The 18,661-nt window shown below is 73.0% G+C and carries 15 protein-coding genes and 1 riboswitch; of the genes, 6 read left to right on the top strand and 9 right to left on the bottom strand.

Annotated elements, in window-relative coordinates:
- The first annotated feature begins 269 nt into the window (after window positions 1–269).
- The 3 genes from AC3EUJ_RS18365 to AC3EUJ_RS18355 all read left to right on the top strand — a co-directional run bounded on the left by AC3EUJ_RS18365 (window position 270) and on the right by AC3EUJ_RS18355 (window position 3,060).
- Window positions 270–1,019 (top strand): ferric reductase-like transmembrane domain-containing protein, encoded by a 750-nt coding sequence (locus tag AC3EUJ_RS18365; RefSeq protein WP_431962585.1) that lies wholly within the window; start codon window positions 270–272, stop codon window positions 1,017–1,019.
- A gap of 140 nt (window positions 1,020–1,159) precedes the next feature.
- Window positions 1,160–2,815, top strand: a complete 1,656-nt coding sequence (locus tag AC3EUJ_RS18360) for an FAD-dependent oxidoreductase (RefSeq protein WP_431962583.1) — start codon at window positions 1,160–1,162, stop codon at window positions 2,813–2,815.
- Window positions 2,812–3,060, top strand: a complete 249-nt coding sequence (locus tag AC3EUJ_RS18355) for a hypothetical protein (RefSeq protein ID WP_431962581.1) — start codon at window positions 2,812–2,814, stop codon at window positions 3,058–3,060. Before AC3EUJ_RS18360 ends, AC3EUJ_RS18355 begins: the two co-directional genes overlap by 4 nt.
- Window positions 3,061–3,082: 22 nt before the next feature.
- Here the strand turns inward: AC3EUJ_RS18355 and AC3EUJ_RS18350 are convergent, their stop codons facing one another.
- Window positions 3,083–3,922, bottom strand: a complete 840-nt coding sequence (locus tag AC3EUJ_RS18350) for a sulfurtransferase (protein ID WP_431962579.1) — start codon at window positions 3,920–3,922, stop codon at window positions 3,083–3,085.
- A gap of 128 nt (window positions 3,923–4,050) precedes the next feature.
- On the opposite strand from AC3EUJ_RS18350, the gene AC3EUJ_RS18345 reads away from it, so the two are divergent.
- Window positions 4,051–4,845 carry a VOC family protein gene (locus AC3EUJ_RS18345; RefSeq protein ID WP_431962577.1) on the top strand — a complete coding sequence of 265 codons (795 nt, stop codon included), beginning with the start codon at window positions 4,051–4,053 and terminating at the stop codon, window positions 4,843–4,845.
- On the opposite strand, the gene AC3EUJ_RS18340 is transcribed toward AC3EUJ_RS18345, so the two are convergent.
- From AC3EUJ_RS18340 to AC3EUJ_RS18325, 4 genes are all read right to left on the bottom strand, one after another.
- Complete coding sequence (locus AC3EUJ_RS18340) at window positions 4,842–5,486, bottom strand: thymidine kinase (RefSeq protein ID WP_018561859.1); 645 nt, start codon at window positions 5,484–5,486, stop codon at window positions 4,842–4,844. The two genes, AC3EUJ_RS18345 and AC3EUJ_RS18340, sit on opposite strands and share 4 nt — an antisense overlap.
- 63 nt (window positions 5,487–5,549) lie before the next feature.
- Window positions 5,550–6,734, bottom strand: a complete 1,185-nt coding sequence (locus AC3EUJ_RS18335; protein WP_431962574.1) for an alkaline phosphatase family protein — start codon at window positions 6,732–6,734, stop codon at window positions 5,550–5,552.
- Window positions 6,734–7,330: a DUF5998 family protein gene (locus tag AC3EUJ_RS18330; protein WP_431962572.1), complete on the bottom strand. Its 597-nt coding sequence runs from the start codon at window positions 7,328–7,330 to the stop codon at window positions 6,734–6,736. Before AC3EUJ_RS18330 ends, AC3EUJ_RS18335 begins: the two co-directional genes overlap by 1 nt.
- Before the next feature lie 28 nt (window positions 7,331–7,358).
- The gene (locus tag AC3EUJ_RS18325) at window positions 7,359–10,082 is read right to left on the bottom strand and encodes a bifunctional acetate--CoA ligase family protein/GNAT family N-acetyltransferase (RefSeq protein ID WP_431962570.1); all 2,724 of its coding nucleotides are present in this window, start codon (window positions 10,080–10,082) and stop codon (window positions 7,359–7,361) included.
- A 120-nt stretch (window positions 10,083–10,202) separates the two neighbouring features.
- Here AC3EUJ_RS18325 and AC3EUJ_RS18320 point away from each other — a divergent pair, with 120 nt between their 5' ends.
- The gene (locus AC3EUJ_RS18320) at window positions 10,203–10,484 is read left to right on the top strand and encodes an HPr family phosphocarrier protein (protein WP_431962568.1); all 282 of its coding nucleotides are present in this window, start codon (window positions 10,203–10,205) and stop codon (window positions 10,482–10,484) included.
- Window positions 10,485–10,697: 213 nt separating this feature from the next.
- On the opposite strand, the gene AC3EUJ_RS18315 is transcribed toward AC3EUJ_RS18320, so the two are convergent.
- The 4 genes from AC3EUJ_RS18315 to AC3EUJ_RS18300 all read right to left on the bottom strand — a co-directional run bounded on the left by AC3EUJ_RS18315 (window position 10,698) and on the right by AC3EUJ_RS18300 (window position 15,968).
- Complete coding sequence (locus AC3EUJ_RS18315) at window positions 10,698–11,390, bottom strand: GntR family transcriptional regulator (RefSeq protein ID WP_431962566.1); 693 nt, start codon at window positions 11,388–11,390, stop codon at window positions 10,698–10,700.
- 219 nt (window positions 11,391–11,609) lie between these two features.
- Window positions 11,610–12,371: a M23 family metallopeptidase gene (locus AC3EUJ_RS18310; RefSeq protein WP_431962564.1), complete on the bottom strand. Its 762-nt coding sequence runs from the start codon at window positions 12,369–12,371 to the stop codon at window positions 11,610–11,612.
- A 15-nt stretch (window positions 12,372–12,386) separates the two neighbouring features.
- Window positions 12,387–12,542, bottom strand: a riboswitch (cyclic di-AMP (ydaO/yuaA leader).
- 685 nt (window positions 12,543–13,227) lie between these two features.
- Window positions 13,228–14,598 (bottom strand): M16 family metallopeptidase, encoded by a 1,371-nt coding sequence (locus tag AC3EUJ_RS18305; RefSeq protein WP_431962725.1) that lies wholly within the window; start codon window positions 14,596–14,598, stop codon window positions 13,228–13,230.
- A 17-nt stretch (window positions 14,599–14,615) separates the two neighbouring features.
- Complete coding sequence (locus AC3EUJ_RS18300; protein WP_431962562.1) at window positions 14,616–15,968, bottom strand: M16 family metallopeptidase; 1,353 nt, start codon at window positions 15,966–15,968, stop codon at window positions 14,616–14,618.
- Between the two features lie 205 nt (window positions 15,969–16,173).
- Between AC3EUJ_RS18300 and AC3EUJ_RS18295 the strand changes: the two genes are divergently transcribed.
- Entirely contained in the window at window positions 16,174–18,624 is a 2,451-nt protein-coding gene (locus AC3EUJ_RS18295) for a DNA gyrase/topoisomerase IV subunit A (protein ID WP_431962560.1), read from the top strand.
- The last annotated feature ends 37 nt before the right edge of the window (window positions 18,625–18,661 follow it).

Below are 18,661 nucleotides of genomic sequence, written 5' to 3'. Positions count from 1 at the left end.
ACGCACCTTGTGTGCGTATTGTTCGCCGGTGCCCTCGGGGATGTGCGCATCTCGTGGATGCCCTGTGAGCGAAAGAGTCACAGGAGACCCATGGTGTAGCGTCTCCGTTCGAAGTGGCGAGTGGCCTGGGCCGAGGTTTCCCGAGCCGGCGGAAACGGTGTCGGGCAATCGCGTGAAAGCGCATCATGGGGGCGGATGCACGTCCATACGAATACCGCCACGCTTGTTCCGTCACATTGCCCCGGCACGGAGGAGCAGGGAATTCAGGCGTGATCGAAAAATCCACTTTTCCGTACGGACGGCGCGGAGCGCTCGCATCGGCCGGCCGCATCGCCGCGCTGCTGCTGGTGCTCGTCCTGCCGGTCGCCGTCGCGCCGGAGGCGTCCGCAGCAGTGTCCTCCGCCCCGATACCCGGCTCGCCCCTGGACGCCTACAACCGGCACATCGCGTACGACACCGGCGTGCACGAGATCGCCCGCCTCGCGGCCCTGATCTCCTACACCCTGATGGTGGCCACGGTGCTGTTCGGCGTCGTACTGCGGCTCAGGTTCCTGCAGCGCACGGTCAACCGGGCGACGGTCTACGGAGCCCACATGACTCTGGCGCTGTCCGCGCTGATCTTCGGCGCCATTCACGGCGTCACCTTCCTCTACCAGCCGATCTGGCATATCGGGGTGAGTGAACTCACCCTGCCCTTCACCGGCGGTCTGCAGCGGCTGCCGGTGGGGTTCGGGATTCTGGGAACGGAACTGGGGATCGCGGTCGGCTGCTCGGTGTGGCTGCAGCAGCGGCTGGGGTACCACCGGTGGCTGAGGTTCCACCAGCTCGCCTACGCGGCGTTCCTCCTGATCTGGCTCCATGTCTTCACGGTGCATCCGGAACCACGCCATCTCGACGTCGTCGCGGTCGTCGTGGCGGGCGGAGCGGGCGCGTGCCTGCTCGCCTTCCTGATCCGTGTCCTGCCGTCACGCTCCAGGCTGCGGCAGCGCTCGGCTCTGGCCTCGGAGGGCCTGCGTTGACGTACCCCGCACCGGATGCCCAGCCCCACGGCGGCTACGCCCCCCGGCAGCCGGCCGCGCACTCCGGGTACCCCCACCCGGCCCCGGCGGACCGCCACCCCGGATCCGCCCCCCTGCGGCCGGGGCCGCCCGGGTATGCCTTGTCGCACCCCGCCCCGTACGTCCCGCACCAGCAGCAGCGTCAGGACGACCGCCCGGTACCGCACGACGCCGTGCCTTCCCCGCTCGCCGTCCCGGAGCGGGAGCACCCGCCGATTCCGGCGCAGTCCTTCCAGTCCCCGGCTCCGGCGCTCGTGCCCGAGACGGCGCCCGTCCGGATCAGCGTCGACAACAACCGCTGCCACATCTACGGAATCTGCCAGCAGGAGGCCCCCGAGGTCTTCCGGATCTCCGGGAGCGGCTCGCTCCACTACACGCGCAATGTGCCGGCCGAGTTCGCGGCGCAGGCGCGGCAGGCCGTGCGCTGCTGTCCGATGCAGGCCATCGGGATCCGCAGCGGCTCGGCCCCGGGCGGACGACAGCCCGTCCGGAGGCAGCGCAGCGGCCTGGCCACTCGCGGCAGCAGGCGGCGCATCGTCGTGGCGGGCGGCGGACTCGCCGGGCTGAGCGCCGCGACCCGGCTGCGGGAACGGGGCTTCGAGGGCGAGCTGGTGATCGTGGGTGAGGAGAGCCGCCGGCCGTACAGCCGTCCGCCGTTGTCGAAGCAGTACCTCGCCGGCCGGCTCGGCGCGGAGCAGCTCACCTTCCGGGCGGACGAGGCGCTCGACGCCCACTGGCTGCTGGACACCCGGTTGGTCGGGCTCGACCTTCCCGGCAGAGCGGTGGAACTGCGCGGCGGGGAGCGCCTGCCGTACGACGGCCTCGTCATCGCCACGGGCGTGGACGCGAAGCGGCTCCCCGAGGCGCCGGTGTTCAGCGACCGGGTGCGCACAATCCGGACGCTGGAGGACGCCGCCGCGGTGCAGCGCGCGCTGCACGCCGCACGGGCCCGCCGCGTCGTCATCCTCGGTGGCGGCTTCGTCGGCTGCGAGCTGGCCTGCACGGCGCGGGAGCACGGCATGGACGTCACCTTGGTGGTGCACAGCGCCCCGCTCCTGCGCCGGGTGCTGGGCCCGCGGGTCGGCGAGGTGGTCGCCGGGATCCAGAAGCGGGCGGGTGTCGATGTGCGGCTGAGCACGCGCATCACCGACTGGTCCGACGAAGGCGAGGGGCTGCGCCTGCGACTGGACACCGGCGACGTCCTCGACTGCGACTTCGTCGTCCTGGGGCTCGGCAGTGTGCCCCGCACCGAGTGGCTGCGCGGCAGCGGCCTGGAGGTCTCCGACGGTGTGCTCTGCGGGCCGACCTGCCACGCGACCGACGTTTCAGGGCGCCTCGTGGGGACGATCGTCGCGGCCGGGGACGTGGCCCGATGGCCCAACGCGCGCTTCGACGCCACGCCCCGGCGTGTCGAGCATCTGATCCACGCCGTCGAGATGGGCCAGCATGCCGCGGACTCCTTGCTGCGCGGCCCCGGTGCGCAGTCCTTCACTCCGGTGCCGCGATTCTGGTCGGAGCAGCACGGGGTCCGGATGCAGGCGGTGGGAATCCCCGCGCTGGGGGAGCACGTCGAGGTGGTCGACGGATCACTGCGTTCCGAGCGGTTCGTCGCCCGCTACTCCCGGGACACGCCGCACGGGCCCCAGGTCGTGGCCGCCGTGGCCTTCGACATGCCGCTGGAACTGCTGGAGCACCGGGACTCCATAGGCCGCACCCGTCCGCCCTCGCGGACCGTGAACAGGAGGAAGCGCCGTTGAGCCGCCGTACCAACCGCAGACGACGGATCGCGCGGCCGATGTACGGGGGCTTCTCCGTACGTGTGCTGAGTCTTCCCGCGCGTCTCCATATGCGCTGGCTGGTGATCCTCGCCGTCATGGTGGTGGCCATGGGCGCGTACGCGCGGGTGTTGATGACTGCACCTGCTATGCCTCCGGGCAAGGCTCCCACCGCGGAGTCCGGCGACGGGCGGGCGGAGGCGGACCCGCCGCCGGACGCCGGCTGACAGCTGAGGCGGCTTCCAGGGGTCAGCCCGGCTGCGGCCCCGTCGCCACCGGCCGGCCGGTGGCGGACCACTCGCTCCAGGAGCCGACGTACAGTGCCGCGGGGATCCCGGCGACCGCCAGGGCCAGCACCTCGTGGGCGCCGGAGACGCCCGAGCCGCAGTAGACGCCGACTTCGGCTTCGGCCGTGGCACCGGCCTTGCCGAAGCGCGCCGCCAGTTCGTCGGCGGCGAGGAGGACACCCGTGTCCGGGACGACGTTCTCCGTGGTCGGGGCGTTGACCGCGCCGGGGATGTGACCGGCGACGGGGTCGATGGGCTCGGTCTCGCCCCGGTAGCGCTCCGGCGCCCGGGCGTCCAGGAGCACGCCGCGGCGGGCCAGCGCCGCCGCCTCGTCGGCGGTGAGCACGGGAAGCGCGCCCGGCGTGGCGGTGAAGTCGCCCTCCTCGTCGGCGGGGACGTCCGTCTCCAGAGGCAGTCCCGCCGCCGTCCACGCCGCCAGACCGCCGTCGAGGACGCGGACCCGCTCGTGCCCGGCCCATCGCAGCAACCACCACGCGCGGGCCGCGCCCCAGCCGAGACCGCCGTCGTAGACCACGACGTCGCGGTCGCGGCGGACGCCCGCGCGGCGCATGGCGGCGGTGAACACCGCGAGGTCCGGGAGGGGATGACGCCCGGCCGGCCCAGGTGACCCGGCGAGCTCGGTGTCCAGGTCGACGTAGTGCGAGCCGGGCAGGTGACCGGCCTCATACGCGGGACGGCCGGGCGGGCCGCCCAGTTGCCAGCGGACGTCCAGAAGCGCGGCGTCTGTCGGGGACCCCTTCGGGAGCGCGGCCAATTCGGTTACGGTAATGACAGGATGCATAAGCCCATTGTGGTCACCCGGCGCGGGAAATCCGCGGCGCGGCCCCGGTACGCGGCACACCCGGTGGTGCGAGCATCGCTGTGGCACGTCCCCTGCAAGCCCGAGCGTTGCTCCCCAGGAGAGAATTGATGACCGAGGTAGGGAACCGCCACCCGCACGGCACCCCGTGCTGGGTCAGCCTGCTGGCTCACAGCGTCGAGGCCACGCAGGAGTTCTACAGCCAGCTGTTCGGCTGGGAGTTCCACCCCGGTCCGCATTCGCTGGGCCTGTACGTGCGCGCCACGCTGGACGGGAGGAGCGTGGCCGGCATCGGCGAGCTGGCCGGGGACCGGCACCTGCCGATCGCCTGGACGACCTACTTCGCCGCGGACGACGCCGACAAGACCGCCGAGCTGATCCGGATCTGCGGCGGCACGGTGGGCGTCGGCCCGCTGGACGCGGACGACGCGGGACGGCTGGCTGTCGCCTCCGACCCGATGGGTGCGGTGTTCGGGGTGTGGCAGGCCCGGCGCCACCACGGGACCGAGGTCTCCGGGGAGCCGGGCGCGCCGGTCTGGAACGAACTGGTCACCCGGGACACTTCACTGGTGGGCAAGTTCTACTCGGTGGTCTTCGGGCTGGAGACCGACGCGGTCGTCTCCACCGACGTCGACTACCTCACGCTTCACCTCGCCGGCCGTCCGGTCGGCGGCATCCACGGCGTCGGCCGGGCCCTGCCGCGCGACCGCGGGGCGCACTGGATGACGTACTTCGAGGTCGCCGACACCGACGCCGCCGCCCGCCAGGTTCTGGAACTGGGCGGCAGCGTCATCCGCACGCCGCGCGACTGCGCGTACGGCCGCCTGGCCACCGTGGCGGACCCGGAAGGGGCCGTCTTCACCGTGATCCGCTCCCTGCCGCAGCAGGGCGCCGGCAGCAGCTAGTCGACCGGCAGGACGTCCGGCGAGATCGCCGCCGCACGGGCCGCGGCGGCGGTCATCCGCCGGATGTGGTGGCGGCGGCAAAGCACCTCGTAGCCGATCGCCGTGCCGGGGCGGTTGACGTCGCCGACGACGACCTGCTCGCCCTCGACGACCATCTTCCCGTCCACCGTACGGGCGTTGTGCGTGGCCCGGGCGCCGCACCAGCACAGGGCCTCGACCTGGAGCACCTCTATTCGGTCGGCCATCTCCACCAGCCGCCGGGAGCCGGGGAAGAGTCTGGTGCGGAAGTCGGTGGTGATCCCGAAGGCGAAGACGTCCAGCCGCAGGTCGTCGACGATGCGCGCGAGCTGGTCGATCTGGTCCGGGGTGAAGAACTGGGCCTCGTCGACGATGACGTAGTCGGCGCGGGCGCCGCCGGACAGGTGCGTGACGAGGTAACCGTAGAAGTCGAAGTCGTCGGCGGCCTCGACGGCCTTGGTCTCCAGGCCGAGGCGGGAGGACAGGACGCCCTCGCCGGCCCGGTCGTTGCGGGTGAAGATCAGGCCCTCCAGGCCGCGTGCCGAGCGGTTGTGCTCGATCTGCAGGGCGAGGGTGCTCTTCCCGCAGTCCATCGTTCCGGAGAAGAACACGAGCTCAGGCATGAGGAGGCGGCGGCCTTTCGGGGCGGGGCGGTGGGCGGTACGGAGGGAGCGGTTCGGGGTGCGTCAGGTTCGGACTTCGAGCAGTGGCACCAGCTGCTCCACGGGAGTCATCGAGCCGTGCAGGCCGACCATGGTGGACTCCCCGGGCTCGGTGCGGGTGGCGACGATCGCGATGTCGTCCCGGGCGACGGCGACGACGTCGCCGATCCGGCCGCGCACCCGGTCCTCCACGACCGGGCCGAACCAGCCCGCGGCGATCGCCTCTTCGCGGGAGGCCACCCACATCTGCTCGCCGAGCACCTCGCTCCACACCGCGTGCACGTCGGCGGCGGCGCCGGGCACGGCGTAGACGTGGCGGGCCCGGGCCTCGCCGCCGAGGACGGCGACGCCGGCGCGCAGCTCCCAGTCCTCGTCGAAGTCGATCCGCGACTCCGGGTCGAAGGGGATGTCGATCATGCCGTGGTCGGCGGTGACGTAGAGGGCGCTGCGCGGCGGGAGCTGCTCGGCGAGCCGCTGGGCGAGCCGGTCGGCCATCATCAGCTGGCCGCGCCAGGCGTCGGAGTCGACGCCGTGCCGGTGGCCCATGGAGTCCAGCTCGCTGTAGTACGTGTAGACCAGCGCCCGGTCGGCCGCGGCGAGCCGTTCGGCGGTGAGGTCCATGCGCTCCTCGCCGGTGAGCCGGCCGTGGAAGGTGCCGCCACTGAGGGCGATCCTGGTCAGCGGCGTGTGCTCGAAGGTGGGCGAGGTGACCTGGCAGGTCTCGATCCCGGCCTCCTGGGCGAGCCGGAAGACGGTGGGGTGCGGCTGCCACTCCGTCGGGGAGGTCCACGGCTGCCAGCGCAGCTGGTTCATCAACGCGCCGGTGTCCGGGTCCAGCACGGTGTACCCGGCCAGGCCGTGCGCGCCCGGCGGCAGCCCGGTGCCGACGGAGGCGAGCGAGGTCGCGGTGGTGGAGGGGAAGCCCGCGGTGATCGACCGGCCGCTGCCGGTGGCCGAGCCGGCCATCAGGGAGGTGAGGAACGGCGCCTCGTCGGGATGCCGACGGATCAGCTCCCACCCCATGCCGTCGACGAGGAACACGCAGACGCGGTCCGCGGGCGCGAGGTCGAGCGCCGTCGGCGGGACGCCCGTGATGCCGAGCCCGGCGGCGACCGCGGGCAGCAGGTCGCTCAGCGCGCCGGTGCCGTAGCGGGGGGCGGGGGCGGCGTACGGATCGAGCGGTTCGTAGGACGGGGCGGGATGGACCATCAGGAGGCCGCGCTCGCGGTGCTCGCGGTCGCCTCGGAGAGCGCCTGTGCGAAGGCGAGGGCCTGGCGGACGGTCTCGGGGCCGTCGCCCGCCTCGCTGACCCGCAGGCTCAGGTCGTCGGCGGTGGAGGAGCCGGTGTAGCCGTGGTCGGCCTCGCAGTTGGGGTCGCCGCAGGCGGCGGGCTCCAGGTCGATACGGCTGACCGCGCCCCAGCCGATGGTCAGCACGACCTCGCGGGGCAGGGTGCCCGGGGTGTACGACTCGGGGTTGGCGACGACCCGGCTCAGTACGACCGACGAGATCCGTTCGAGCTTGACCGACTCGGTGGAGGTGGTGGCGTAGGGGCTCGGGGAGGTGTCGTCGGCGCTCTGCTCGTCGGTGTGGCTGACGATGAAGCGCGTGCCGGTCAGGACCAGGACGGTGACGTGCCGGCGGACCTCGTTCGCGTCGAAGGTGGTCTCCTGGTGGACCAGGTACGACGCGACCGGCTCCCCACCGACGGAGGCCTCCACGGCCTCGGCCACGAGGGCGGGGTAGTAGCCACTGCGCTCGATGGCCGCGCGCAGCCCCTGGGTCGTCGTACCGGTCTTCGCCATGGCGACCATCCTAGTGCGGAGCATCTGTTCAGAAGGACGACAGTGCGCGAGGCCCGAGGTCCGTGCGGGCCGGGGGCCGCGCGAGACGCACGGAGGCGCCGAGCACGGTGAGGCCGGCGGGGGCCACCACGACCGGCTCGAGGTCTACGGAGACCACTTCTGGCAGGTCGTCGACCAGCAGTGACACGCGCAGCAGCAGTTCCTCCAGGGCGCCGGTGTCCACCGGCTCCGCGCCGCGCCAGCCGAACAGCAGCGGGGCCGCCTTGATGGAGCGGACCAGCTCGGCGACGTCCCGGTCGGTCGCCGGGACCAGCCGGTGCGCCATGTCGTCGAGGAGTTCGGAGGGGGCGCCGGCGATGCCGAAGGAGAGCACGGCGCCGGCGGCCGGGTCGACGGTGGCGCGTACGACCGTGTCGACGCCGCGCGACGCCATGGCCTGCACGACCAGGTGCAGCTCCTCGGGCTTGCCCAGCCGGGCGGTCAGCTCCCCGAAGGCGCGGCTGAGGTCGTCGGGGTCGGCGATGTCCAGGCGTACGCCGCCGAGGTCGGCGCGGTGCCGCAGGTGGGGCGCGGTGGTCTTGAGGGCGACCGGGTAGCCGAGCCGGCGGGCCGCCTCCAGGGCCGCGTCGATCCCGGGGGCGGGCAGCGTGGGCCGGACGGCGATGCCGTAGCGGGCCAGCAGGGCGGCGGCCGCGGAGTCGTCGAGGGCCACGCCGTGGGTCTCCCCGGCGGGCTCCCCCGCCTCGTCGAGCAGCCGGGTGACCTCCTGGCAGGCGCCCGCCTCGTCGACGTCCTCGAACTCCGGAACCTTGCCGGGCATCTGGGCGTCCCTGCGCCACTGGGCGTAGGCGGCGGCCCGGGCCAGTGCCTTCACGGCGCGTTCGGCGGCGCTGTAGGCGGGGATACGGACGGCCGCGAGCCGGGTGGCCATGGCCTCCAGGGCGGTGTGCACGATCACGACGGGCTTGCCGGTCCCCGCCCCGTCCACGGCGGCGTGGAGGGCCTCGGCCAGTGCGGGGTCGTCGCTGTTCGCGGGGGCCTCGGCGAGCTCCGAGCCGACGCGCGGGATGGCGGTGACCACCACCGCGTCGTGGGCGGGGTCGGCGAGGGCCGCGGTGAGGGCGGCCCGGAAGTCCTCGGGGCCGGCGGCGGTGGTGAGGTCGAGGGGGAGGCCGGGCTCCAGGCCCGCGGTGAGGCAGGCGTCGTAGGTGAGCAGCCCGAGGGACTCGGAGTTGCCGAGGATCGCGACGCGGGGTCCGGCGGGCAGCGGCCGGCACGACAGCAGCAGTCCGGTGTCGAGGAGCTCGGTGACGGTGTCGGTGCGGATGACGCCGGCCTGCCGCAGCAGGGCGGAGACGGTGCTGTCGGGGATGCGGGCGGGGGGCACCGCGTGTCCGGGCGGGGCGGCCGCCGAGTGCCGGGCGCCCTTGACCACGACGACCGGTTTGACGGCGGCGGTTCGCCGGGCGAGGCGGTAGAACTTCCGCGGGTTGCCGAGGGTCTCGAGGTAGAGCAGGGCGACGTCGGTGGCCGGGTCGTCGTACCAGAACTGCAGGATGTCGTTGCCCGAGACGTCCGCCCGGTTGCCCGCCGAGACGAAGGACGACAGCCCGGCACCGCGCCGGCGCAGCCCGGAGAGCATCGCGATGCCGATGGCTCCGGACTGGGTGAACAGCCCGAGCCGTCCGGCGTCCGGGGTCTCGGGTGACAAGGAGGCGTTGAGCCGGACGTCCTCGGCGGAGTTGAGGACGCCGAACGCGTTGGGGCCGATGACGCGCATGCCGTACGAATGGGCCTGCCGCACCAGGGCGCGCTGCCTGCGGCGGCCGTCGGCACCGGACTCCGCGTAACCGGAGGAGATCACCAGCAGACCGAGGACGCCGTGCCGGCCGCATGCGTCGACGGCCTCGGCGACGTTGTCGGCGGGCACGGCGATCACGGCGAGGTCGACGCTGTCGGGGATCTCGGCGACGGAACGGTGGGCGGGGACGCCCTCGGGGTCGAGGGTGCGCAGGTCCGCGGGGAACGAGCGGTTCACGGCGTGGACGCGGCCGGTGTAGCCGCCCGCGACGATGTTCCGGAGGACCCCGCGGCCGACGCCGCCCGGCCTGCGGCCGGTGCCGATGACGGCGACCGAGGCGGGGGCGAGCAGCCGCTGGACGGAGCGGGCCTCGGCGCGCTGTTCGCGGGCGCGCATGACGGCGAGGGACTGCTCGGTGGGCTCCAGGTCGAACTCGAGCCGGACGACGCCGTCGGTGAAGCTGCGCTGCTGGGTGTAGCCCGCGTCGGTGAAGACCTTGATCATCTTGCGGTTGGCGGGCAGCACCTCGGCGATGAAACGGCGGATGCCGCGCTCCTGCGCCACCGCGGCGATGTGCTCCATCAGGGCGGAGGCCACACCGCGGCCCTGGTGCGCGTCCTGGACGAGGAAGGCGACCTCGGCCTCGCCGTCGTCGGTGCGGTCGTAGCGGACGGTGGCGATGAACTCGCCGCCGACCAGGGCCGCCAGGCCGACGCGGTCGCGGTAGTCGTGGTGGGTGAAGCGGTGTACGTCCCGGTCGGAGAGCCGGGGGTAGGGCGCGAAGAAGCGGTAGTACTTGGACTCGTCCGAGACCTTCTCGTAGAAGCTCACCAGCCGTTCGGCGTCGTCCGGCGCGATGGGCCGGACGTGCGCGATCCCGCCGTCGCGCAGGACCACGTCCGCCTCCCAGTGGACCGGGTAGTCGCGCTCTGCGGCGGGCGGCGTCGTCATGGCCCCAGCGTACGGGCACCTCGCCACCGCGGGCCCGGTGCGACGATGTGGTGACGGACCGGTGTCCGAGGCATGGCAGACTGGTCTAGACCTCCCAGGAACGACCCGAAGGGCAACACCATGGCTGAGCGCCGCGTCACCATCGGCTGGGCCGAGGGCCTGCACGCACGTCCCGCTTCGATCTTCGTCCGCGCCGCCACCGCCGTGGGCGTGCCGGTCACCATCGCGAAGGCGGACGGCGCCCCCGTCAACGCCGCCTCGATGCTCGCCGTGCTGAGCCTGGGCGTGGCCGGCGGCGAGGAGGTCGTCCTGGCCTCCGACGCCGAGGGCGCGGACGCCGCTCTCGGCAGCCTGGCCAAGCTCGTCTCCGAGGGGCTTGACGAGCTCCCCGAGACCGTCTGACGCCGCGCGAAGCCGCGTTCGACAAAAGGGGCGGGCCGCCGCGTGAAATCCGGCCGGATTTCGCGGACCCGCCCCTTCGTCGTTGCCGGGCAATTTCCGGGCAGCGTGCAGCACAATAGCGCGCTGAAAAGCCCGCGGACAATTACCCACGTTGTATACGGCACTTCTGTTAAACCCGGCCGCGCGAAGTGTGTACGGCGTGTTTCGGATTTCTCACCGCGCCGCGGCACCGCGTCCCGTGCTCTGCGGACGGCGCAGCCGGTGCACCGCCGTCGCCCGCTCCACGTGGGCCGCCATGAGCCGCCGGGCCCGCTCCGCGTCGCCACGCGCCACCGCGTCCACCACCGCGCCGTGCTCCTCCCAGGACTCCACGGCGCGCCCCGGGGTGTCGACCGCGTACACCCAGGCGATCTTGTGCCGCAGCTGGGTCAGCAGCGCCACCAGGGTCGGGCTGCCGGAGGCCTGGGCCAGCGTCTCGTGGAACCAGCCGTCCAGCGCGGGCAGGTCCGACAACTGGCGGCGGAGGGAACGTTCCTGGCCCAGCCGGACGAGCCCGCGCAGCACCTTCACATGGGCCTCGGTACGCCGCTGCGCCGCCCGTGCGGCGCCCAGCGGCTCCAGCAGGGCGCGGATGTCCAGCAGGTCGGCGGCCTCCTGCTCGGTCGGCTCGGCGACGGACGCCCCGGCGTGCCGGCGGGTCTGCACGAAGCCCTCGGACTCCAGGGTGCGCAGCGCCTCGCGCACCGGGACCCGGGACACCCCGTAGCGCTTGGCCAGCTGCTCCTCGGTCAGCCGGCTCCCCGGCGCGAAGAACCCGCTGATGATGTCGTCACGGATCGCCGTGCACACCGCCCGGGCCGAAATCCGGCCGCCCGCACCGCCCGTCCCGTTCACGTACGACCCCACATCGCAGGTTCCTTTCAGTGCGCGCCGACGGCCGTCCTTTAATCCCCGCGTAACGGAGGAGCCGGCGTTTCTGCCGCGACTCTATTCCAGCGCGGCGCCGATTCCGACGGCCGCCCTGAATTCATGGAGCATTTTTGGACACCCGGCGGCCGGGAAGCGCCCCCACACCGAAGGCCCCGGCGGGAACCGGGGCCTTCGGCGTGGGGGGAGGGGAATGGCTCAGATGCGGACGCCCTTGGAGCGCAGGTACGCCAGCGGGTCCACGTCGGCGCCGTAGGACGGGGCCGTACGGGCCTCGAAGTGCAGGTGCGGCCCGGTCACGTTGCCGGTGGCACCGGACAGGCCGATCTGCTGGCCCGCGGAGACGGTCTGGCCCACGGACACACCCAGCGAGGACAGGTGGCCGTACTGGGTGTACATGCCGTCCGCGTGGCGGATCACGATGTTGTTGCCGTACGAGCCGCCCCAGCCCGCCTCGACGACGGTGCCCGCGCCGACGGCGTGCACCGGGGTGCCGACAGAGGCGTGGAAGTCCACACCGGTGTGGTGGCCGGAGGACCACAGGCTGCTGGTCGCGCGGTAGGGCGTGCCGATGGTACCGGCGACCGGCCGAACCCAGCCGCCGAGCGTGCCGCGGCCCTGTGCGGCACTCCGCGACGCGTGCGCGGCGCTGTCGCGGGCCGCCTTGGCCTTGGCGGCCTTGGCCGCGGCCTCCTCGGCGGCGCGCTCACGGGCGGCGCGCTCGGCGTGCGCGACATGGGCCTCGTGGCGCTTGCGTGCGACGACGGCGGCCCGGTGCTGGGCCGACGCCTGGTCGGCGAGATGCGCGGCGAGGTCCCCGGCGACCGCGGCGCAGCGGGCGAAGGCGGAACCCTCGGCCTTGGCGTCGGCGGCCGCGGCGGGCACGACGAACGCGCCGGTCGTGATGGTGGTCAGCGCGGCAGCGCCGGCAAAGGTGGAGCGTATGGAGAACGACGCCATGGGCAGGCGGAGATCCTTTCCTTCCTTCTCGCCTACCGGGTTAGCTGACGGGTTCGGAGCAGGAAGGTCTCCTACGGGCGGCGCACGCCGCCCGATTCACCCCAGGGACATCTCAGGTGGGTCCCCGGCTCCCCAGGCTCGCGCCTGACGGGGACTCGGCGATCGTTGCTCCGGTGCCGCGGGAGGCGGCTGCTTCCGCCGGGCAACCCGAGGACGTTAACCAGGTGTTGCTCGCGGTTCCAAAAAAATCCGGCGATATGTGCGGGATGCCACACCGGACGCCAAGCGGTCGCAACCGTCCGCAATTCCGCGACTCCGCAGCTCCCCCGGCGGTGTGCCCCCTCCGGGAAGCCCCGCACGTCCGCTGCGCGGACCGCGGTGACCCGCGTCACCGGCCGGCCCCGCCGAACGGAACCCGGTGACGGAACCGCGTGCGTAGGGTCACACCAGGAGCGGCCACCGACGCCGCCCGCGCCAAGAAGGACTTCCTGCGCGCCTGCCACGACCGGACGCCCGGCCGTCGGGCCGAGGGGACCGAGGCCGCCCCCCACCCGCGACGGGCGGACGAGCTACCGGTGCTCGCCGAGCGTGTCGCCGCTGCCCGCCGGGGCCTGGACCGGGGCTGCGCGGACGGCCCCTGCTGGAGGTGCTCGCCGGACCCGGGGCCGAGGTTCCCGCGGCTATCGACCTGTCGGAGGGCGCGCCGGCCTCGCCCGCCGGCGGCCCGCGCCGACCGGCGCCGGCATGTGCGTCAACGTGGCGGGCCCGGCCGGCCTGCTGAACGGGCACCTCCCGCACCCCCGCACGCCGCGGCCCCGGGCGCCCGAGGGCACCCGGGGCCGCTGTGGGGTGGCGGTCAGCCGCCCGTGACGACCTCCACCGGGCCGATACCCAGCTCGCGGACGGGGTCCGCGATGACAGAGGCGTCGCCGACGAGGACGACCACGAGCCGGTCCAGGGGGAAGGCGTTGACAACCGCGGCCGTCGCCTCCACCGTGCCCGTGGCGGCCAGCCGCTCGTAGAGGCGGGCCTGGAAATCGTCCGGCAGGGACTGCTCGACCTGGTCGGCGAAGGTCCCGGCCACCGCCGAGGCGGTCTCGTAGCGCAGCGGCGCGACGCCCACGAGGTTCTGCACGGCGGCGTCCCGCTCCTCGTCGGTGAGCCCCTCCGCCGCAAGGGTGCGCAGCACCTGCCAGGTGTCGGCGAGGGCGGGCGCGGTGACGTCGGTCGCCACGGACCCGCTGATGCCGAGCAGGGAGACACCCGTGCCCTCGGGCGTGGAGAGCAGCACCTGGCCGAAGGCCCGCACGCCGTAGGTGTAGCCCTTCTCCTCCCGCAGGACGCGGTCCAGGCGCGAGGTCAGCGTGCCGCCGAGGCAGTACGTGCCGAGCACCTGGGCGGCCCAGACGGGATCGTGGCGGTCCGCGCCGGCGCGGCCGATGAGCACCTGGGTCTGGACGGACCCGGGGCGGTCCACAATCACCACGCGCGCGGTGTCGTCCGCGGTGATCGCGGGCAGCGGACGTCGCTCGGCGGGCTTGCCGCTCCACTCCCCCAGCGTGCTCTCGAGCAGCGCCTCCAGGTCGATCCCGGTGAGGTCGCCGACCACGACGACCGTCGAGGTGGACGGCCGTACGTGCATGTCGTAGAAGGCCCGCACGGCGGACGCGTCGATGCGCGCGACCGTCTCCTCGGTGCCCTGGCGCGGCCGGGAGCAACGCAGGTCGGCGGCGAAGAGCTCCCTGGACAGCGCCATGGCCGCGCGCCGCGCCGGGTTGGCCAGCTCGTGCGGGATCTCGTCGAGGCGGTTGCGCACCAGCCGCTCGACCTCGCCGTCCGGGAACGCCGGGGCGCGCAGCGCGTCGGCGAGCAGGCCCAGGGCCTTGTCGAGACGCGAGGCGGGGACCTCCAGGGAGACCCGCACGCCCGGGTGGTCGGCGTGGGCGTCGAGGGTGGCCCCGCAGCGCTCCAGCTCGGCGGCGAACTCCTCGGCGGTGTGCTTGTCGGTGCCCTCGGACAGCGCCCGGGCCATGATCGTGGCGACGCCGTCCAGGCCCTCGGGCTCGGCGTCGAGTGGCGCCATGAGCAGCACCTCGACGGCGACGACCTTCTGACCGGGCCGCTGGCTGCGCAGCACCGTCAGCCCGTTGGGCAGCGTCGACCGCTCGGGCGCCGGGAAGTCCCAGGGCTTGGGCTGCCCCGGCCGGGGCTGTGGGTGGAACGTCATGGTGGTGTGGACGTCGGTCACTGGTCCGCGCCCTCCTCGTCCTCGTCGGAGTCCTCGCCGGACGCGGCCGCGGAGCCCGTGGGCTCGTAGACCAGCACCGCGCGGTTGTCGGGCCGGAGGGTGGCCGCGGCGACCGCGCGCACCTCGTCGGCGGTGATGTCCAGAATGCGCTTGACGGCGGTCAGCGCGAGCTGCGGGTCGCCGAACAGCACGGCATACCGGCACAGTTCGTCGGCGCGGCCACCGACCGTGGCGAGCCGGTCCAGCCACTCACGCTCGAGCTGGGCCTGGGCCCGCTCCATCTCCTCCGGGGTCGGGCCCTCCTCGGCGAACCGGGCCAGCTCCTCGTCGACGGCCGCCTCGATGGCGGGCACCTCGACACCGCTGGACGTCTTCACGTCGAGCCAGCCGAGCGACGGCGCCCCGGCCAGCCGCAGCAGGCCGAACCCGGCCGCGACAGCGCTGCGGTCCCGGCGCACCAGGCGGTTGTGCAGCCGGGAGGACTCACCGCCACCGAGGGCGGTCAGCGCCAGGTCCGCGGCGTCGGCCTCGCGGGTGCCGTCGTGCGGCAGCCGGTAGGCGGCCATCAGCGCGCGCGAGGGGACGTCCTCCTCGACGACCTCGCGGAGTTGCCCGCCGATCACTCCGGGGAGTGAACCGTCACGCGGCGCCGGCTTGCCGTCGTGGGACGGGATGGTGCCGAAGTACTTCTCGATCCAGGCCAGCGTCTGCTCCGGGTCGATGTCGCCGACGACCGCGAGGACGGCGTTGTTCGGCGCGTAGTACGTCCGGAAGAAGGCCCGCGCGTCCTCCAGGGAGGCGGCGTCCAGGTCCGCCATCGAGCCGATGGGGGTGTGGTGGTACGGGTGGCCGTCCGGGTACGCCATCGCGGTCAGCCGCTCGAAGGCGGTGCCGTAGGGCACGTTGTCGTACCGCTGGCGGCGCTCGTTCTTGACCACGTCGCGCTGGTTGTCCAGGCTCTGCAGGTCCAGAGCGGACAGCAGGCTGCCCATGCGGTCGGCCTCGAGCCAGAGCGCGAGCTCCAACTGGTGGGCCGGCATGGTCTCGAAGTAGTTGGTGCGCTCGAAGCTGGTGGTGCCGTTGAGGGAGCCGCCGGCGGACTGGACCAGTTCGAAGTGGCCGTTGCCCTTGACGTTCGCAGAACCCTGGAACATCAAGTGCTCGAAGAGGTGGGCGAGTCCGGTACGGCCCTTCACCTCGTGACGGGAACCGACGTCGTACCAGAGGCAGACCGCGGCGACCGGGGTGAGGTGATCCTCGGAGAGCACGACGCGCAGGCCGTTGGCCAGGCGGTGCTCGGTCGCGGTGAGGCCGCCGGAATCTGCCTCCGGCGTGGCCGTGTGACCCATGGGCAAGCTGTCCTTCCGGTCGCGTACTCGTTGTTTTGTGCTGAGACCTGCCACTCTAGGCAGCGGACAAACGGCCCGCGAAGTTCCCGTCACCGCCACGTATGAGCCGGGGGGTGGTCCGGGCTGTCGGTGGGGCGGTCCACAATGGTCCGCGTCAGTCCCGTGTCCTTATCCGATGAGGTCCAGCCGAAGGAGCAGCGCCCTGATGGCCCGCCGCACCACGAAGACCCCGCCGCCGGACGATTTCGAGGAGCGCATCCTCGACATCGACGTCGTCGACGAGATGCAGGGGTCCTTCCTCGAGTACGCCTACTCGGTCATCTACTCACGTGCGCTCCCGGACGCCCGCGACGGGCTCAAGCCGGTGCACCGGCGGATCGTGTACCAGATGAACGAGATGGGGCTGCGCCCCGAGCGCGGCTTCGTGAAGTGCGCCCGCGTCGTCGGCGAGGTGATGGGTAAGCTCCACCCGCACGGCGACGCCTCGATCTACGACGCGCTGGTGCGCATGGCCCAGCCGTTCTCGATGCGCGTGCCACTGGTCGACGGTCACGGCAACTTCGGTTCGCTCGGCAACGACGACCCGCCGGCCGCGATGCGTTACACGGAGTGCCGTACGGCTCCCGCCGCGATGCTCATGGTCGAGTCGATCGACGAGGACACCGTCGACTTCACGCCGAACTACGACGGCCAGGAGCAGGAGCCGGTGGCCCTGCCGGCCGCCTACCCGAATCTGCTGGTCAACGGCGCCTCGGGCATCGCGGTCGGCATGGCGACGAACATGCCGCCGCACAACCTGGGCGAGGTCATCGCGGCTGCCCGCCACCTGATCCGCCACCCGAACGCGGACCTCGAGACGCTGATGCGCCACGTTCCCGGCCCGGACCTGCCGACCGGGGGCCGGATCGTGGGCCTGGACGGCATCCGGGACGCGTATGAGACCGGCCGCGGCACGTTCAAGATCCGCGCCACGGTGTCCGTGGAGGACGTGACGGCCCGCCGCAAGGGCCTGGTGGTGACCGAGCTGCCCTTCACGGTCGGCCCGGAGAAGGTCATCTCCAAGATCAAGGACCTGGTCGGCTCGAAGAAGCTGCAGGGCATCGCGGACGTCAAGGACCTGACCGACCGCGAGCACGGACTGCGGCTGGTCATCGAGGTGAAGAACGGCTTCCACCCCGAGGCCGTCCTGGAGCAGCTGTACAAGCTGACCCCCATGGAGGAGTCCTTCGGCATCAACAACGTGGCGCTGGTCGACGGCCAGCCGCTCACGCTGGGCCTGAAGGAGCTGCTGGAGGTCTACCTCGACCACCGCTTCGAGGTCGTCCGGCGGCGCAGCGAGTTCCGCCGCGGCAAGCGCCGGGACCGCCTCCACCTGGTGGAGGGCCTGCTCGTCGCCCTGGTCGACATCGACGAGGTCATCTCGATCATCCGCTCCAGCGACAATGCCGCGCAGGCCAAGGAGCGCCTCATCGAGCGCTTCGCGCTGTCGGAGATCCAGACCCAGTACATCCTCGACACCCCGCTGCGCCGGCTGACCCGCTTCGACCGGATTGAACTGGAGTCCGAGCGGGACCGGCTGACCGCGGAGATCGAGGAGCTGACCCGGATCCTGGAGTCCGACGCCGAGCTGCGCAAGCTGGTCAGCGCCGAGCTGGCGGCGGTCGCCAAGAAGTACGCCACCGAGCGCCGCACCCTGCTGATGGAACCGGGCGCGGCGCCAGTGACGGCCGTGCCGCTGGAGGTCGCCGACGACCCGTGCCGCGTGCTGCTCTCCTCCACCGGGCTGCTGGCCCGTACGGCGAACGGCGGGGCACTGGCCCCCGGCGACGGCAAGCGGGTCAAGCACGACGTGATCGTCTCGGCGATCCCGACGACGGCGCGGGCCGACATCGGTGTGGTCACCTCCACCGGGCGCCTGCTGCGGCTCGCCGTGATCGACCTGCCGATCCTGCCCGAGCCGTCCGGCGCGCCGAACCTGGCGGGCGGTGCGCCGCTCGCGGAGTTCCTGTCGCTGGAGCCCGACGAGCAGGTGCTCTGCCTGACCACGCTCGACGAGTCCTCCCCGGGCCTGGCGCTCGGCACCGAGCAGGGCGTGGTCAAGCGCGTCGTGCCGGACTACCCGGCGAACAAGGACGACCTGGAGGTCATCGCGCTCAAGGAGGGCGACCGCATCGTCGGCGCGGTCGAGCTGCGCACCGGTGAGGAGGACCTGGTCTTCATCACCGACGACGCCCAGTTGCTGCGCTACCCGGCGGGCCAGGTGCGTCCGCAGGGCCGTCCGGCGGGTGGCATGGCGGGCATCAAGCTGACGGACGGGGCGAAGGTGATCTCCTTCACCGCGGTCGACCCGTCGGCGGACGCCGTGGTCTTCACCCTCGCCGGGGCCCGGGAGACGCTCGCCGGGGCCGAGGAGGGCACGGCCAAGCTCACGCCGTTCGACCAGTTCCCGCGCAAGGGACGGGCGACCGGCGGCGTGCGCTGCCAGCGCTTCCTGAAGGGCGAGGACATGCTGCTCCTGGCCTGGGCCGGTGGCGCCCCCGCACGTGCCGCCACCGCCACGGGCGCGCCGGCCGACCTCCCGCCGAAGGACCCGCGCCGGGACGGCTCGGGTGTGGCCCTCACCAAGCGGGTCGCGGTGGTCGCCGGGCCGGTGTGACCGGCACGCACACGGCGATGAGGGGCGCGGCACCCGG

It is taken from the genome of Actinacidiphila sp. bgisy160 (assembly GCF_057707815.1).
Note: the sequence above shows the minus strand (reverse complement) of the source record. Positions and strands in the feature narration are given on the sequence as shown.

Bases quoted from the DNA above. Each gene is read 5' to 3' on its own strand.
- AC3EUJ_RS18300 (WP_431962562.1), bottom strand. From the start codon at position 15,968: ATGGGTCACACGGCCACGCCGGAGGCAGATTCCGGCGGCCTCACCGCG.
- AC3EUJ_RS18330 (WP_431962572.1), bottom strand. From the start codon at position 7,330: ATGGCGAAGACCGGTACGACGACCCAGGGGCTGCGCGCGGCCATCGAG.
- AC3EUJ_RS18340 (WP_018561859.1), bottom strand. From the start codon at position 5,486: ATGCCTGAGCTCGTGTTCTTCTCCGGAACGATGGACTGCGGGAAGAGC.
- AC3EUJ_RS18345 (WP_431962577.1), top strand. From the start codon at position 4,051: ATGACCGAGGTAGGGAACCGCCACCCGCACGGCACCCCGTGCTGGGTC.
- AC3EUJ_RS18310 (WP_431962564.1), bottom strand. From the start codon at position 12,371: ATGGCGTCGTTCTCCATACGCTCCACCTTTGCCGGCGCTGCCGCGCTG.
- AC3EUJ_RS18320 (WP_431962568.1), top strand. From the start codon at position 10,203: ATGGCTGAGCGCCGCGTCACCATCGGCTGGGCCGAGGGCCTGCACGCA.
- AC3EUJ_RS18325 (WP_431962570.1), bottom strand. From the start codon at position 10,082: ATGACGACGCCGCCCGCCGCAGAGCGCGACTACCCGGTCCACTGGGAG.
- AC3EUJ_RS18305 (WP_431962725.1), bottom strand. From the start codon at position 14,598: ATGACGTTCCACCCACAGCCCCGGCCGGGGCAGCCCAAGCCCTGGGAC.
- AC3EUJ_RS18295 (WP_431962560.1), top strand. From the start codon at position 16,174: ATGGCCCGCCGCACCACGAAGACCCCGCCGCCGGACGATTTCGAGGAG.
- AC3EUJ_RS18350 (WP_431962579.1), bottom strand. From the start codon at position 3,922: ATGCATCCTGTCATTACCGTAACCGAATTGGCCGCGCTCCCGAAGGGG.
- AC3EUJ_RS18335 (WP_431962574.1), bottom strand. From the start codon at position 6,734: ATGGTCCATCCCGCCCCGTCCTACGAACCGCTCGATCCGTACGCCGCC.